This window comes from Nocardiopsis deserti (genome assembly GCF_008638355.1).
Taxonomy (GTDB): domain Bacteria; phylum Actinomycetota; class Actinomycetes; order Streptosporangiales; family Streptosporangiaceae; genus Nocardiopsis; species Nocardiopsis alborubida.
Window position 1 is genome coordinate 420,823 of record NZ_VWVS01000004.1, and the last position, 14,963, is coordinate 435,785.

The following is a 14,963-nucleotide window of genomic DNA, read 5'->3' on the forward strand; positions in this document are numbered from 1 at the left end:
GTTTCGGCCACCCCACAACCACGCATGAACCATCCCGCAACCGGACATACCCGAGGTGTGCCCTCCACCGGAAACACCGCTGCTGGACACAGGACACACCGCATTGACGGGGCTTACCGGCTTGGCCCCCCGGCCGAGAGGATGAACGTGGTGCCGACGTCCGAAAACGGATCCCCTCCGGTCTATCGCGGGATAGCCGAGGAACTACGCGAACAGATCCGCTCCGGACGGTACGCCGACGGCGACCGCCTGCCCGGGGAGAACACCCTCATGGAACGCCACGGCGTCGCACGGGCCACCGCGAGGCAGGCGCTCTCCGTACTGATCAACGAGGGCCTGGCCGTGGCCGTGCGCGGCTCGGGCATCTACGTCCGCCTGTTCCGGCCCCTGCGAAGACACGGCGCCCGGCGGCTGTCCCAGGACCTGTGGGGCAGCGGGCGCGCGATCTGGCAGGTCGACAGCGAGGACCGGGAGTACGAGGTGGACAGCCTGCGCGTGGACGAGTCGGCGCCCGCCGCGCACGTGGCGCGAGCGCTGGGCCTGGCCGAGGGGGCCGGGGTGCTGCGGCGCTCGCGCCGCTACCTCGTGGACGGGCGTCCGGTGCAGCAGGCCGTCTCGCACCTGCCCCTGGCCGTGCTGGGGGACGGCGGGGAGCCGTCGGCCCGGCGTGTGCGGGAGTACGACAGCGGGCCGGGCGGCATCTACGCGCGCCTGGCCGAACTGGGGCACGCCCCGGCGCACTTCACCGAGGAGATCCGGGTGCGCATGCCCACCCCCGAGGAGAGCGAGGTGCTGGAGCTGGCCCCCGGCACCCCGGTGCTGGAGGTGGCGCGCACCGCGCTGACCGCCGACCACCGGCCGGTGGAGTTCAACGAGATCACCATGGACGGCTCGGCGTACGTGCTGCGCTACGACTTCGGCGCCTGAGCCGACCTCCGTCCCCGCCCCGCCACGCTCGCGCGGTCTCCCCCGCCCCCGGAGCCGCGCCGCACGCCCCCGACGCCCCGAAAACGGGGGGAGGGACGCCGTCCCCGGCGCCCCTCCCCCTCTCGGACCGACTTCAGCGACCGCCTCGCTTGGAGGCGAACACCAGGTACGCCAACGGCAGGAGAACCAGTCCCACCGCCAGTGCCCCGGCGGCGGCGAAGGGCAGGGAGTCCGACGCGGTCATGGCCCACCGCGCCATGCCGAACCCCAGGACGAGCGCGACCGCCAGCGCGCACACGGCGACGGCCGTGGCGGCGAGCAGCAGCGTGTGTTCGCTCCAGGGGCCGGGCCGGGTGCGGCCGACCCGCACGACCGTGGAGCGGACGCTGAGCTCGGCGGCCCAGCGCAGCTCACGGCCCGTGGTGGCCGCTCCGTCGGCGACGGTCCTCACGAGGGACCGCGCGCCCGTGGTGTTCTGGTCGAGCCACCACAGTCCGTATCGAATCCTGCCCACGCGCAGCGGTCGCCTGCTTACTCCGAGTGCCTGTTGAGTTGTAACAGCCATGTCACCTGCCTCAAGTGCACCGTTCGACCACTGACCCTGGTTACAGCCGTACCCGCCCCTTTGACTACCGAACGTCGTGTAAGCCGAAGTTAGGAGGATCTGGCCCTTTAGGACGGTTTCCCTGTCCCAAATGTCATATGGGAGTGTTTGCTCCACGAAGGGTGCCGAGGCGGCATCCGGGTCCGATTCGGGGTAGCGTCGTCCCATGGCTGACTCAGCGGACCAGGCCCAGGACAACGGCAGCGGCCCCAAGGACATCCCCCGGACCGACCAGGAATGGCGCGAACGGCTCAACTCCCAGGAGTACGCGGTGCTGCGCCAAGCCGCCACCGAGCGCCCGTGGACCGGGGAGTACGTGGACACCACGGCCGCCGGGGTCTACCGCTGCCGCGGCTGCGGCGCCGAACTGTTCCGTTCCGGTGAGAAGTTCGAGTCCCACTGCGGATGGCCCAGCTTCTACGACCCGGCCGACTCCGACGCGGTGACCCTGCACGAGGACCGCTCCCTGGGCGCGGTGCGCACCGAGGTGCGGTGCGCCGCGTGCGACTCGCACCTGGGCCACGTCTTCCACGGCGAGGGGTACGCCACCCCCACCGACGACCGGTACTGCATCAACTCCGTCGCCCTCACCCTGGAGCCGACCGAGTAGGTGCCGTACGATCCTGGTGCCGGACGGCGGGACCGGGACCGCCCGAGGGCGGCGGCGCGCACCCGCGGCCCGTCCTCGGCGGAATCAGGGATAATCGCATCCAGCGCACCAACGGCCGGTCCCCCGTCGGCCCGCGGGGCGCGGCGCGCGGGGCCGGTCGCATCCGGCTCCTCCGCCAGCCGACCCGGGAGCCCCGGGTCGACCCCCGCAGCGGCAACCGATGTGCGGGCGAACCGACAGACCCGCGACGAAAGCGCTCGATGACCGACGACTCACCTTTCTCATCCGCCTCCCACCGCCCCCCGGCGCGCCCGCGCCTGGGTATGGCGCAGGGTTCGGCCCCGTGGCTGCTGCCCGCGCTGGGAGCCGCCGGAGCCGCCGTCCTGGCCGCCCGGGGCTCGCGGACCCGCACCGCGCTCGCCGCCCCGGTGGTCGCCCTGGCCGCGGGGATGACCTGGTTCTTCCGCGACCCCGAGCGCGGCCCGGCGACCGGACGGGTGCTGTCCGCGGCGGACGGCGTCGTGCAGAGCCTCGACCTCCAGCCCGACGGGCGGACCAGGGTCGCGGTGTTCATGAACCCCCTCAACGTGCACGTCAACCGTGCCCCCCTCGCCGGCGTGGTGACAGGCGTCGAGCACCGACCGGGCGGCTTCCGCCCCGCATTCGACAAGGACAGCGAGCGTAATGAGCGCGTCATCTGGACCCTTGAAACCGAGATCGGTGCGATCACGGTCGTTCAAATCGCCGGCGCGATGGTCAGGCGTATCGTCCCGTATCTCGCTGCGGGGCAGAAGGTCGAGCAAGGGGAGAGGATCGGTCTCATCCGGTTCGGGTCCAGGGTCGACGTCTACCTTCCGTCCGGGATCGCCCCGGCGGTGGAGATCGGCCAGAAGGTCCGTGCCGGAGAAACCCGCCTTGACGCCGACTGAGAACGCCGTGGCGGCCGACGAGGCCGCCTCCACCGTTGCGCAGGAGGCCCCCAGGCTGCGTCTGGGGGTGGCCGACTACCTGACGCTCGGCAACGCCCTGTGCGGCTTCCTGGCGGTGTGGGCGCTGGTGGTGGCCCAGTCCGCGCAGGACACGGCCGGGATCGCCGGGCCGCTGCCGCGCACGGCCATGGCCACGGTCGTGGGCCTGATGCTCGTCGCGGCCGCCCTGGACGTGCTCGACGGGCGGGTCGCCCGCAAGCTGGGCGGCAGCGGCATGGGCGCGGAGCTGGACAACCTGGCCGACGTGATCAGCTTCGGGTTCGCGCCCGCGTTCTTCTTCGTCGTGTGGGGCATGCGGACGGGGGGTTCGGACCTGCTGCCGGTCGCGGCGGGCGGCGCCGTGCTGCTCGCGGTCATCGTGCGCCTGGCCCGGTTCTCCTGCCAGGCGCCGGACTCCAGCTACTTCACCGGTCTGCCCTGCCCCTTCGGAGCCATGGCCGTGGTGACGGTGGTCCTGCTCGATCCGCCGCTGATGGCGGGGGTGACGGCGGTGCTGCTCATCTCCTGGCTGATGGTGAGCCGGATGGAGTACCCCAAGCCGCGCGGGCGCAAGGCCCACGCGGTGCTGGGCGTCCTGGCCGTCGGGGTCGCCCTGATGGCCGCCTGGGGCCTGGGGCTGCCCGCGGGTCAGACGCTCATCTACCTGATGAGCGCCGCCGTGCTGGGCTTCATCGTCACCATCCCGTTCTACGTCCTGGCCGTGCGGCGGGCTCGCTAGCGACACTCCTTACGGCCAACCGCAATCTGGCCCACCTAGATCATCAACTCCTGGGTGGGCTAGATTCATACTCCCGGCAAAGGCTATGCGGCGACTTGGCCTGGAACGACTGCCCAACCGACGGGGATGCACCCAGCTCTCCGGCGGAGGCAGGCATGACAAGTGGCCCCGCCCCTTGTGGCCGTCACGGAGCGATCGTTCCCCGGCACAAGGAGATCTCGCCGGGCGCCGTGGGTGACATCGCCAGCAGCCTGACCCGCCTGCCCAAAGGATGGTTGTGACGACCTACGGAGTCGACGTCAAACGCTGGGAGCGGGGCTGGGAACTGCACATCGACGGTGTGGGAGTGACCCAGGCCAGGCGCCTGAACGAAGTTGACGAGATGGCACGGGACTACAGCGTGATGAGCCTCGGCTCGGACGAGGATTCCTTCGACGTGGACGTCAGCCACATCGCGATCGACGCGGACACCGACGCGGTTGCCCGGAGCGCGGAGCGGGCCCAGCGCGAAGCCGAACAGGCACAGTTGGCTGCAGCCGAGAAGATGCGTGAGGCGGTGCGCCGCTTGCAGGGCACCGGCCTCACCGGCCTGGAGATCGCCAGGTACCTGGGGATATCACCCCAGCGCGTGTCTCAGATCAGCAAGAGGGCCCTAACCGGCGTCTGAACCGTCTCGCTCCCTCAGTCCTCCGGTCACAACCGGACGGAACCGGCACGTGTCCGGGGCGGGAGCGCTCCGTCCCGGACACGGCGTTCCACCGGCTACGGCAGGGACTCGACCAGCTCGGCGACGCTCTTGCGGCGACCGGTGTAGAACGGCACCTCCTCGCGGGTGTGCAGGCGGGCCTTGGCGCCGCGCAGGTGGCGCATCAGGTCCACGATGCGGTGCAGGTCGTCGGCCTCGAAGGCGAGCAGCCACTCGTAGTCGTTGAGCCCGAACGAGGACACCGTGTTGGCGCGCACGTCCGGGTAGGGGGCGGCCATGCGGCCGTGCTCGGCGAGCATCGCGCGGCGCTCGTCGTCGGGCAGCAGGTACCACTCGTAGGAGCGCACGAACGGGTACACGCACAGGTGCTCGCGCGGCTCCTCCCCCGCCAGGAAGGCGGGCACATGGCCGCGGTTGAACTCGGCGGGGCGGTGCAGGCCCACGACCGACCACACCGGGGTGCTCACCCGGCCGACCCGCGTGCGGCGGAAGGCCGTGTAGACGTCCTGGACCTGCTCGGGGGAGTCGGCCACCCACCAGAACATGATGTCGGCGTCGGCGCGGAAGCCCTGGACGTCGTAGCTGCCGCGGGTGGTCACACCCTGTTCGGCTGCCTTGTCCAGGAGCGTGGCCAGTTCGTCGGCCGCTGCGGCGCGGTCGACCCCGTCCAGGGACTCGACCTTGAAGACCGACCACATGGTGTAGCGGATGAGGGAGTTGAGGTCGCTGCCGTCCTGGTCGGCGGCTTCGTTGTGCTGGCCCGTCACGGGTTGACTCCTTGCTGGTTCGTTCCGGCGGCCTGGTCGCCGCTGGTGGGACTGTTCGTCGTGAGGGCGCCCGCCAGGCGCTCGGCCTGCTGGAGGGCGTCGGCGACGCAGGCGGGGATCCCCACGCCGCCGTAGACCGCGCCGCACACCCCCAGGCCGGGGCTGCGGGCGACGTCGGCGCGCACCCGCTCGACGAGCGAGGCGTGGCCGACGGCGTACTGGGGCAGACCGTCGGTCCACCGGGTGACCCGGGTCTGCACCGGCGCCCCGTCCATGCCGGTGACCGTGGCCAGGTCGCGCACGGCGGCCGCGGCCAGCTCCTCGTCGGAGCGCTCCAGGACCCGCTCGTCGCCGAAGCGGCCGATGGAGCAGCGCAGCACCACCAGGTCGTCGCCGGGGTTGACCGCGGCCAGCTCCTCGGCGATCCAGGGCCACTTGTTGCTGGAGAACGTGGCGGCCTTGACGGTCAGCCCCTCCCCCGCCGGGACGAGGAAGCCCGTGCCGGTGAGCGGCCCGGGGAAGGCGGACGCGGGCAGGGCCAGGGTCACCAGGGCCATGCTGGCGTACTCGACGCCGTTCAGGTCGCGGGAGGCGCCGGGGGCGTGCTCGGCGAGCAGGCGCGCGGCCTCGGGGGCGGGGCAGGCCAGCAGGACGCCGTCGCAGGCGATGCGCTCGTTGCTGTCCAAGCGGACCCGCCAGCCCTCGGGCAGGCGCTCCAGGGCGCGGACCCGCGAGCCCACGCGCAGGCTGTCGGCGTGGCGCTCGGCGAGCGCGCCCACGAGTCCGGCCACCCCACCGCGCAGGGAGGCGAACACCGGCCCCGCCTTGGTGGGCGCCGCCCCCCTGCCGCGCAGGCTGGTGCGCACGGCGTGCATCAGGGAGCGGTTCCGGCGGGCCATGGGCGCGATCTGCGGCAGCGTGGACTCCAGGGAGAGCCGGTCGGCCCGGCCCGCGTACACACCGCCCAGGAGGGGCTCGACGAGGCGGTCGACGACCTCCGGGCCCATGCGGGCCCCGACGTAATCGGCGACGGACACGTCGCCGCGCACCGGGGTGCGAGGGAGCACGAGGTCGAGTCCGGCGCGCAGGGTTCCGGTCCCGGAGAGCACCCCGCTTCGGGCGAGCGCGCGCAGGTCGCCGGGCACGCCCATGAGCTGGCCCTTGGGCAGGGGGCGCACCCGTCCGCGGCTGTAGACGGCGGCGGCGCCGGGACCGGGGTGCACCACCCGCTCGTCCAGGCCCAGTTCGGAGAACAGGTCCAGCGCCTCGGGGCGGCGGGCGAGCACCGCCTCGGCGCCCGCGTCCACGGACACCCCCGCCACCGGTGAGGCGCGCAGCTTGCCCCCGGGTGTGTCGGAGGCCTCCACCACGGTGACGGCGGCGCCCAGGCCGCGGAGGCGGTGCGCGGCGGTGAGTCCGGAGACCCCACCCCCGACCACGACGACGTGCGGTGCTTCAGGCATACCCCCAGCTTCCCAGATGACCTGGGTCACCGTGATCCGCCTTCCCCCGCGACACCCCGTGAGTTGCGTCGCCCCGGGGCGGGTCCGCGCACGGCGTCCCGGGCGGTCCCGCGCGCCGCGGCGGCGCACCGCCACCGCACGCCGACGTTGCGCGGTCGTTACCACGGGGCCGAAACGGGCCCGCCGCGGGGTACGTCGAAGCGGGCATGGCTATCTCAGCGTTCCCCCCGACCCGGCGTGTCGCCGGAACCGTGCTCTCCGCGGGCCTGGCGGCCCTCCTGGCCACGTCCTGCTCCTCCCCCATGGCCGACGGCGGCGCCGGGGCCACCAGCGAGTCCGCGGCCGTGGCGCCCGAGGCAGGTGACCGGGCCCTCTCCGAGGAGCAGGCGGGCGAGCAGCAGTCCGCCGAGGAGGGCGGCGGCTCGGCCGTCGGCTCCGAGGTGGAGATCGGTGACCGGGAGCTGGTCCACACCGCCGAGCTGTCGGTACGGGTCGAGGACGTGTCCGAGGCGGTCGGGCTCGCCAAGGAGCTGACCCTCGACGCGGGCGGCTACGTCGCCTCGGAGCGGGTGTCGACCCCCCAGGGCGGCTCCCCCGAGGGGACGCTGACGCTGCGCATCCCGGGCGAGGACTACGAGGGCGCGCTGGAGGAGCTGTCACGGCTGGGCGACCGCTCCAACCTGGAGCGGTCGGTGGAGGACGTCACCGAGGAGGTGGCGGACGTCGAGAGCCGCATCGAGTCCTCCGAGGCCGCGCTGGAGACGCTGCGCGGCTACCTGGAGGAGGCCGAGGACGTCGACGACCTGCTACGGGTGGAGGGCGAGATCCAGACCCGCCAGGCGGAGCTGGAGGCCTTCCAGGCACGGCTGGAGACGCTGCGCAACCAGACGGCGTACTCGACGGTGCACCTGACCCTGACGCCCCCGGAGACCTACCTGGAGGAGCCCGCGGAGGACTCCATCGGTTTCCTCGGCGGCCTGGACCGCGGCTGGCGCGCGCTGGTGACCTTCGGCCAGGGCGTGGCCGTGGTCGTGGGCTGGCTGCTGCCGTTCCTGGCGGTCGCCGCCGTTCTGGGCGCGGGGCCGCTGTGGTGGTACCGCTCGCGTCGGCGCGGACCCGCGAAGGGCGCGAAGGGCGCGTCCTCTGCGGACGGCCGGAAGACCGGTTCCGGGAAGGGCGCCGCCTCGGGGAGCGCCGCGTCCGGCGGCCCCGCCTCCGACACCGCGTCGGGGAGCGCCGCCGCCTCCGGTGACACCGCGAGGGACCGGGACCCCGACGCGCCCTCCGGACCCGACGAGAGGCCGCCCGGGGACGGGGAGTGAACCAGAGCCGACGGCGCCCGTCCCCGTGTGTCGGGGACGGGCGCCGTCGGCGTGGAGGGGGCAGTCGGGCCCCGTGGACTGGCCGGAAACGTTTCTGGTGTGCCACGCGTGCCCTGACCTGCGGTGTTCTTGTACTTGTAGCGAGGTTGGGCGGTCGAGACGCGCTACAAGTACACGATCACGGCGGAGGGGGCGGGCCCCGGCGGACCTTTGTGGTCGGTACAGCTAGGCGGAGGTCTCCTCGTGCACGAACGCGGTGAGCCGCTGGAGCACGTCCGGGTCGGTGCTGGGCAGCACACCGTGGCCCAGGTTGAAGACGTGGCCGTCGGCGGCGCGGCCCCGGGACAGGATGTCGCGGGTGCGCTCGGCGACGACCTCCCAGGGCGCGAACAGGGTGGCCGGGTCGAGGTTGCCCTGGAGGGCGGTGCCGGGCTGGACCCGCTGGACCGCCTTGTCCAGCGGCACGCGCCAGTCCACGCCCACGACGTCGGCCCCGGCCTCGCTGAGCAGGCTGAGCAGTTCGCCGGTGCCCACACCGAAGTGGATGCGCGGCACCTCGTGCTGGGCGAGCTGGCCGAAGATCCACGAGGTGTAGGGCAGCACCGAGGCGCGGTAGTCCTCGGCGCTCAGGGCGCCCACCCAGGAGTCGAAGAGCTGGACGGCGCTGGCGCCCGCCTCGATCTGGGTGCGCAGGAAGCCCAGGGCGATGGTGGCCAGGCGGCGCATCAGCTCGTCCCACAGCTCGGGCTCGCCGTACATGAGCGCCTTGGTGTGCTCGTGGTTCTTGGAGGGGCCGCCCTCGATGAGGTAGGAGGCCAGGGTGAACGGGGCGCCCGCGAAGCCGATGAGGGGTTTGTCGCCCAGTTCGCCGACCAGCTGGCCCACGGCCTCGGTGATGTAGGTCAGGTCGTCGGGCTCGATCTCGCGCAGCCGCTTGACGCCGGTCGCGTCGCGGATCGGGTCGGCGACCACGGGGCCGACTCCGGGCTTGATGTCGAGGTCGATGCCGATGGCCTTGAGCGGGACGACGATGTCGCTGAAGAAGATCGCGGCGTCGACGTCGTAGCGGCGCACCGGCTGCATCGTGATCTCGGTGATCATGTCGGGGCGCGCGCAGGCCTCAAGCATCGGCACGTCGGCGCGGACCCGTCGGTACTCGGGCAGGGAGCGCCCCGCCTGGCGCATGAACCACACCGGGGTGTGGGACACGGGAAGGCGCCGGCAGGCGCGGAGGAAAGGAGAATCTTGCAGCGTCACCCCTCGATCGTGCCATGCCCCGCCCGCTGCTCCCACTCGGATCGCCGAACCCGGGCGCGCGTCCGCGGACCGGCGACGGGGGCCGGGGGAGCGCGAACCGGCGCCGTCGGCGGTCGGCCGGTCCCAAGATCATCACAAAACGCCGACACGCCGGGCGAACTCCGACTCGCAGCCCGTGACTCATGCCACGGTCTTTGACGTGCCCACCGTTCCGCCTCCGGCGGGGAGGCGGAGCACGTCCACACGCCCCCCGCCGAGACGTGATCACCCCAGAATGAAGGCTGACGTTTCCACCATGCCCGATGTCGGTAGCGCCGAGGACGCACACGAGACGTTCCGGCGAGCGGTCGAGGCCCTGCGCTCACCCCTCCTGCGACCCGAGATCACCGTCCGGGAGATCCCCGCCCCCCAGCGGCTGGCCCCCCACTCCGCCGCGGTCTCGGCCGAGGTGACCGTCCACGGAGAGGAGGTCGCCTGGGGCAGACTCATCGTCCTGTACGACCCCGAGGGCACGCGCGACTGGCCCGGCCCCTTCCGGGTGGTCTGCCAGGCCAACTCCGAACTGGAGTCGGAGATCGCGACCGACCCCCTTCTCGGACCGGTCGCCTGGAGCTGGCTGACCGACGCCCTGGACGCGTGCGGCGCCACGCACCACACGCTGAGCGGCACGGTCACCCGTGCCACCACCGAGGGTTTCGGCACCAAGGCCGACCAGGGCGCCACCACCGAGGTGGAGATGCGCGCCTCCTGGACACCGGAGTCCGACGACCTGTCCGGGCACGTCCAGGCGTGGTCGGCGCTGCTGGCCTCGGCCGCGGGCCTGCCGCCTCTGGACGTCACCGACATCACCGGCAAGCGCTCCCGGCCCTGACCGCCGGTCCCCGTGCCCCCGGGGCCCGCGGCCGGTCCGGATCCGCGTCCGGTGGCGACAGCGCATACCGTAGTGGTGTGGCGAACGCGTTGAACTCCAAGACAGAACCCCGCGAACCAGGCAACGACGACGACGCCGAGAGGGCCCCCCTTCTCCGGGAACCTCGCGAGGGCCTGCCCGAGGTCACCTCCGACGCCGACGCGCTGGCCGGTGTGGTCGCCGCGCTCTCCGCCGGGACGGGTCCCGTCGCGGTGGACGCCGAACGCGCCTCCGGCTACCGGTACGGACAGCGCGCCTACCTGGTCCAGCTGCGCCGCGAGGGGGCGGGGTCGGCGCTGATCGACCCCATCGCCTGCCCGGACCTGAGCGCGCTGAACGACGCCGTGGGCGACGCCGAGGTGGTGCTGCACGCCGCGCACCAGGACCTGCCCTGCCTGGCCGAGATCAACCTGCGCCCCCAGAGCCTGTTCGACACCGAACTGGCCGGGCGGCTGCTGGGCTACCAGCGGGTCGGTCTGGGGTTCATGGTGGAGCGGCTGCTCCACCTGCGGCTGGCCAAGGAGCACTCGGCCGTGGACTGGTCCCAGCGCCCGCTGCCGGAGGACTGGCTGCGTTACGCGGCGCTGGACGTGGAGATCCTCATCGACCTGCGGGACTCCCTGGAGGTCGAGCTGGAGGAGACCGGGAAACTGGGATGGGCGCGCGAGGAGTTCGCCGCGGTCCTGTCCGCACCGCCCAAGGAACCGCGCACCGATCCCTGGCGGCGCACCTCGGGCATCCACCGGGTGCGCAACCAGCGCGCTCTGGCCGCCGTGCGCGAGCTCTGGTACGAACGCGACCGCATCGCCCAGGAGCGGGACATCTCGCCCGGCCGGGTGCTGCCGGACGCGGCGATCGTGGAGGCGGCGACGGCCATGCCGCGCACCACCACGGAGCTGGCCAAGATCCGGCAGTTCGGGATCAAGCTGGCGCGGCGCTACCTGACCACGTGGATCAAGGCGGTCAACCGGGCGCGGGACATGGCGCAGGCGGAGCTGCCCCGGCCCAACGCCCCGGGCGACGGCCCGCCGCCGGTGAACCGGTGGGGAGACCGGGCGCCGGAGGCGGCGCGGCGTCTGGAGGCGGTCCGGGCCACGGTCACGGGGATCGCCGAGGACGTCGTCATGCCGACCGAGAACCTGCTTCTGCCGGACACGGTGCGCCGCCTGGCGTGGGCACCGCCGCAGATGGTGGACCCCGACACGGTGGGCGCGTTCCTGCGTGAGCGCGGGGCCCGTGAGTGGCAGGTCACCCTGACCGCGGAACCCCTGGCCACAGCGTTGCGGACCGCCGATCAGGCGTAGCCTTTTACCCCCTCCCGACACGGTCAACCCAGGAGTGAGCGAACTCACCGTCCTCTCAGGGCGGTTGACGCCTGTTCCGTAGCCCCGTGTCCGATTAAGTTATAGAAACGTGCCCTGGTGCTTTCGGGGTAGGGGTTGTCCAACGGGTGCTACACCGTAGGCCGGAGGCCGCGGTGCGCGATCAGGGGAATGTGGTGATTGTGCTGTCGTTCTGGCGTGCGTTGCTGCGCGAGACCGGACTCAAGGGCGCGACCAGGACCCGGTCCGCCGATACCACCGTGTCCTCGCGCTCGGAACAACCCTTGGAACAGCCGACGGAGCAGGCCGCGGGGCAGCCGACCGGGGTCTCCGTGCCGAGCCCCGCGCCGGTGGGCGGCGCGCCCACCGAGCCGCTGGCCCTGACCGGGGCGCGCGAGGAGGCGGCGCGGGCGGCCTCCGGGGTGGTCCAGGCCCCCGCGCCCACCGCCGGGATGCGGGCCGCCTCCCTGGAGCGGACGCTGCGGTCGCTGGTGGAGCGGCTGGGCACCGAGCACCCCGACACGATCACCGCGCGCAACAACCTGGCGACCAAGTACGCGCAGATGGGGCGCCGTCAGGCCGCGGTGCAGCAGTTCGAGCTGACCCTGGCCGAGGCGGTGGCGGTCTTCGGCGAGGAGCATCCGCGCACCGAGATCATCCGTGAGAACCTGGCCTGGGCCTACGAGGACGCCGGTCGTCCCGCGGACGCGGCGGGGCAGTGGGAGATGCTGCTGCGCGAGCGTGAGCGCCAGTTCGGCTCGGCCGACGAGGACACCGTGGAGGCGCGCATGCGCCTGGCGGTCTGCTACCGGCGCAGCGGGCGCCTGGACGCGGCTGTGGTGCACTACGAGCGGGCCATCGAGGACGTTGCCTCGACCGAGCGCCGTGAGGAGCTGCGGCTGGGGCTGAGCGCGGCGCAGAGCATGTCCGGGCGCTACGAGGACGCGATCGGGCAGCTGCGGATGGTGCTGGCCGGGCGGCGGCGCCGCCTGGGCAAGGGGCACCTGGACACCCTGACGGTGCACCACCGCCTGGGCCGCGCCTACACGCAGGCGGGGCGCTCCGACGACGCGGTGGAGGTGCTGCGCGACGCCTACCGGGTGGCGCTGAACTCCTCCGGCGACCCGGAGGTGCGGCGGCTGACGCTGCGCCTGCGCCGGGACCTGGCGGGCGCCTACAACGCCGCGGGCCGCCACCGCGAGGCCAACGCGCTGCTGTGAGCGCCGGTGCCTTCCCGGGCACGGGCCTCACGCGGCAGGGGCACCGCGCCGGGGGCGACCGTTGAGGGGCGCACCACTCCCCCGCGAAGCGGCCCTCGGGCGGTGGCGGGCGAGGAGAGGGAATCGTGCCGAGGGCGTCCGCTGGGGTGGCGCCCCCCGCGAAGCGGCCTGTGAGGGGCCGGGGAGCAGGTCGACCTGCTCCCCGGCCCCTCTGCGTGTTCAGGGGGCCTCGGCGGTGAGCAGCTGCCCGGCGGCGAGGTCGCGGTAGAGGTCGTCGGCGGCCACCAACTCCTCGTGGGTGCCCACGGCGCGCACCCGACCGGCGTCCATGACCACGATCCGGTCGGCGCTGGTGACCGTGGACAGCCGGTGCGCCACCACGATGACGTTGGTATGGCGGGCCGCGTCCAGCATGACCTCCTTGAGCGCCCTCTCGTTGGCGGCGTCCAGCTGGGAGGTCGCCTCGTCCATCAGCAGCAGCCGGGGGCCGCGCAGCAGGGCGCGGGCGATGGCCACCCGCTGGCGCTCCCCTCCGGAGATCGTCACGCCCCGGTGGCCGATCGCGCTGTCCAGGCCGTCGGGCAGACGGGAGACCAGGTCACCCAGGCGGGCGCGGAGCACGGTCCGGTCCAGCTCCTCCTCGGTGGCCTCCGGGGCGGCCATGAGCAGGTTCTCGCGCAGGGTGCCGTCCAGGACCGGAGCGTCCTGCTCGACGTAGCCGATCTGGGCGCGCAGCGCCGCCAGCGGCCACGCGCGCACGTCGGTCCCGTCCAGGAGCACCCGGCCGGAGGTGGCGTCGTAGAACCGCTCCACCAGGGAGAACACGGTGGTCTTGCCCGCTCCCGAGGGGCCGACCAGGGCGGTGAGGCCGGCCCCGGAGGCCTCGAAGCTCACGCCGTGGTGCACCGGCGCCAGGTCGGGGTGGTAGCGGAAGGCCACGTCGTCGAAGACCACCGACGCGGAGCGGTCGGGCCCCGCGGCGGGGGCCGCGCCCTCCCGGAGGTCCTCCTGCCCCAGGTCGGCGACCTCGTCCACGCGCCGCACGGCCGCCAGACCGGTCTGGAGCTCGGTGGCCGAGCTGACCAGGGTGCTGATCGGCTCCATGAGGTAGAAGAGCAGGAGCAGGAAGGCGATCAGGGAGGAGACCGGCAGCTCCCCCGCGGCCACGCGTCCCCCGCCGACGGCGAGGATGGCCAGGAAGGCGACGTTGACCGCCAGCGAGGCGGTGGTGCCCGACACGGCCGTCCACCCGGCCACCGCCACTCCCCTGCGCCAGGACTCGACCGCGGCGGCGTCCAGGCGGGCGGTCTCGGCCTCCTCCGCGGAGGAGGCCTTGACGGTGCGGAAGGCGCCGAAGATCCGTTCCAGGTGCGATCCCATCTCTCCGAGGGCGGCCTGGGCGGCCTGGGTCGCGCTGCCGATCCGCGGCAGGATGACGCCCATGACCAGGCCGACCATGACGATCATCCCGGCGGCCAGCAGGAACAGGAGGCCGTCGAGGACGGCCATGACCACGATGCCGCCCACCAGCAGCACCGAACCGGTGAACAGGTTGGTGATGCCGCTGGTGGCGACGGTGCGCAGCAGGGTGGTGTCCGCGGTCAGGCGGGCCACCAGGTCGCCGGGTTTGAGGCGGTCGACCTCGGCCACGCGCAGCCGGACCAGGCGGCCCACCAGACCCCGGCGCACGCCGAGCACGACGCTCTGGCCGGTGCGCTCCAGCAGGAAGGCGCCCAGGGCGCCGATGAGTGCGCCGCCGAGGATGACGGCGGTCAGGGTCAGGACCGGCCCGAGGATGGGTTCCCCCGCGCTGAGCGCGTCGATGACGTACTTGGCCAGGAGGGGCTGGGACAGGCTGGTGACACCGCCCAGGAAGGTGAGCGCCCCGCCCAGGACGAGCACGCGCCGGTGGGGGCGGGCGTACCCCCACAGACGGCGCAGGGACGCCTTGGGCGCGGCCCCGGTGTTCGCGGCGTGGTCGGCGTCGCGCACGCCCGGATCTGACACGTGACCCCCGATGTCGCTTCACGGCGTCTCGCCGTCGTTCGCTGTGGTTCGCTGTGTCCCGTGGTGGAACGCCCGCCCAGCCAACCGCGCGACGGGCGGGCGGCGCCACTGCCGAAAGTCGGAAACCACCCCTGATTCCAC

The 14,963-nt window shown here is 73.1% G+C and carries 14 protein-coding genes; 9 read left to right on the forward strand and 5 right to left on the reverse strand.

Going from position 1 to position 14,963, the window contains the following annotated elements:
• The first annotated feature begins 141 nt into the window (after positions 1-141).
• Positions 142-927 carry a GntR family transcriptional regulator gene (locus FYW99_RS14545; RefSeq protein WP_150252569.1) on the forward strand — a complete coding sequence of 262 codons (786 nt, stop codon included), beginning with the start codon at positions 142-144 and terminating at the stop codon, positions 925-927.
• Positions 928-1,060: 133 nt separating this feature from the next.
• Here FYW99_RS14545 and FYW99_RS14550 read toward each other — a convergent pair whose 3' ends face one another.
• Positions 1,061-1,492, reverse strand: a complete 432-nt coding sequence (locus tag FYW99_RS14550) for a hypothetical protein (RefSeq protein WP_223839027.1) — start codon at positions 1,490-1,492, stop codon at positions 1,061-1,063.
• A 205-nt stretch (positions 1,493-1,697) separates the two neighbouring features.
• Here FYW99_RS14550 and msrB point away from each other — a divergent pair, with 205 nt between their 5' ends.
• The 4 genes from msrB to FYW99_RS14570 all read left to right on the forward strand — a co-directional run bounded on the left by msrB (position 1,698) and on the right by FYW99_RS14570 (position 4,515).
• A complete protein-coding gene (msrB, locus tag FYW99_RS14555; RefSeq protein ID WP_150252570.1) occupies positions 1,698-2,141 on the forward strand; it encodes a peptide-methionine (R)-S-oxide reductase MsrB in 444 nt (147 codons plus the stop codon).
• 260 nt (positions 2,142-2,401) lie between these two features.
• The gene (locus tag FYW99_RS14560) at positions 2,402-3,070 is read left to right on the forward strand and encodes a phosphatidylserine decarboxylase (RefSeq protein ID WP_150252571.1); all 669 of its coding nucleotides are present in this window, start codon (positions 2,402-2,404) and stop codon (positions 3,068-3,070) included.
• A complete protein-coding gene (locus FYW99_RS14565) occupies positions 3,057-3,848 on the forward strand; it encodes a CDP-alcohol phosphatidyltransferase family protein (RefSeq protein ID WP_190394663.1) in 792 nt (263 codons plus the stop codon). Before FYW99_RS14560 ends, FYW99_RS14565 begins: the two co-directional genes overlap by 14 nt.
• Before the next feature lie 277 nt (positions 3,849-4,125).
• A complete protein-coding gene (locus FYW99_RS14570; RefSeq protein ID WP_150252572.1) occupies positions 4,126-4,515 on the forward strand; it encodes a sigma factor-like helix-turn-helix DNA-binding protein in 390 nt (129 codons plus the stop codon).
• A gap of 95 nt (positions 4,516-4,610) precedes the next feature.
• Here FYW99_RS14570 and hemQ read toward each other — a convergent pair whose 3' ends face one another.
• A complete protein-coding gene (gene hemQ / locus FYW99_RS14575; RefSeq protein ID WP_150252573.1) occupies positions 4,611-5,321 on the reverse strand; it encodes a hydrogen peroxide-dependent heme synthase in 711 nt (236 codons plus the stop codon).
• Positions 5,318-6,814 (reverse strand): protoporphyrinogen oxidase, encoded by a 1,497-nt coding sequence (hemG, locus tag FYW99_RS14580; RefSeq protein WP_394350360.1) that lies wholly within the window; start codon positions 6,812-6,814, stop codon positions 5,318-5,320. Before hemG ends, hemQ begins: the two co-directional genes overlap by 4 nt.
• Before the next feature lie 176 nt (positions 6,815-6,990).
• Here hemG and FYW99_RS14585 point away from each other — a divergent pair, with 176 nt between their 5' ends.
• On the forward strand, positions 6,991-8,106 hold the full coding sequence (locus FYW99_RS14585) for a DUF4349 domain-containing protein (RefSeq protein ID WP_223839028.1): 1,116 nt from the start codon (positions 6,991-6,993) through the stop codon (positions 8,104-8,106).
• 225 nt (positions 8,107-8,331) lie between these two features.
• Here the strand turns inward: FYW99_RS14585 and hemE are convergent, their stop codons facing one another.
• Positions 8,332-9,357 carry a uroporphyrinogen decarboxylase gene (gene hemE / locus FYW99_RS14590; protein WP_150252694.1) on the reverse strand — a complete coding sequence of 342 codons (1,026 nt, stop codon included), beginning with the start codon at positions 9,355-9,357 and terminating at the stop codon, positions 8,332-8,334.
• A gap of 301 nt (positions 9,358-9,658) precedes the next feature.
• Between hemE and FYW99_RS14595 the strand changes: the two genes are divergently transcribed.
• From FYW99_RS14595 to FYW99_RS14605, 3 genes are all read left to right on the forward strand, one after another.
• Complete coding sequence (locus tag FYW99_RS14595) at positions 9,659-10,234, forward strand: DUF3000 domain-containing protein (RefSeq protein WP_017564341.1); 576 nt, start codon at positions 9,659-9,661, stop codon at positions 10,232-10,234.
• A gap of 89 nt (positions 10,235-10,323) precedes the next feature.
• On the forward strand, positions 10,324-11,577 hold the full coding sequence (locus FYW99_RS14600) for a ribonuclease D (protein ID WP_150252695.1): 1,254 nt from the start codon (positions 10,324-10,326) through the stop codon (positions 11,575-11,577).
• Positions 11,578-11,777: 200 nt separating this feature from the next.
• On the forward strand, positions 11,778-12,815 hold the full coding sequence (locus FYW99_RS14605; protein ID WP_150252696.1) for a tetratricopeptide repeat protein: 1,038 nt from the start codon (positions 11,778-11,780) through the stop codon (positions 12,813-12,815).
• Between the two features lie 219 nt (positions 12,816-13,034).
• On the opposite strand, the gene FYW99_RS14610 is transcribed toward FYW99_RS14605, so the two are convergent.
• Positions 13,035-14,807, reverse strand: coding sequence for an ABC transporter ATP-binding protein (locus tag FYW99_RS14610; RefSeq protein WP_150252575.1), 1,773 nt, complete (start codon positions 14,805-14,807; stop codon positions 13,035-13,037).
• Positions 14,808-14,963: the final 156 nt, after the last annotated feature.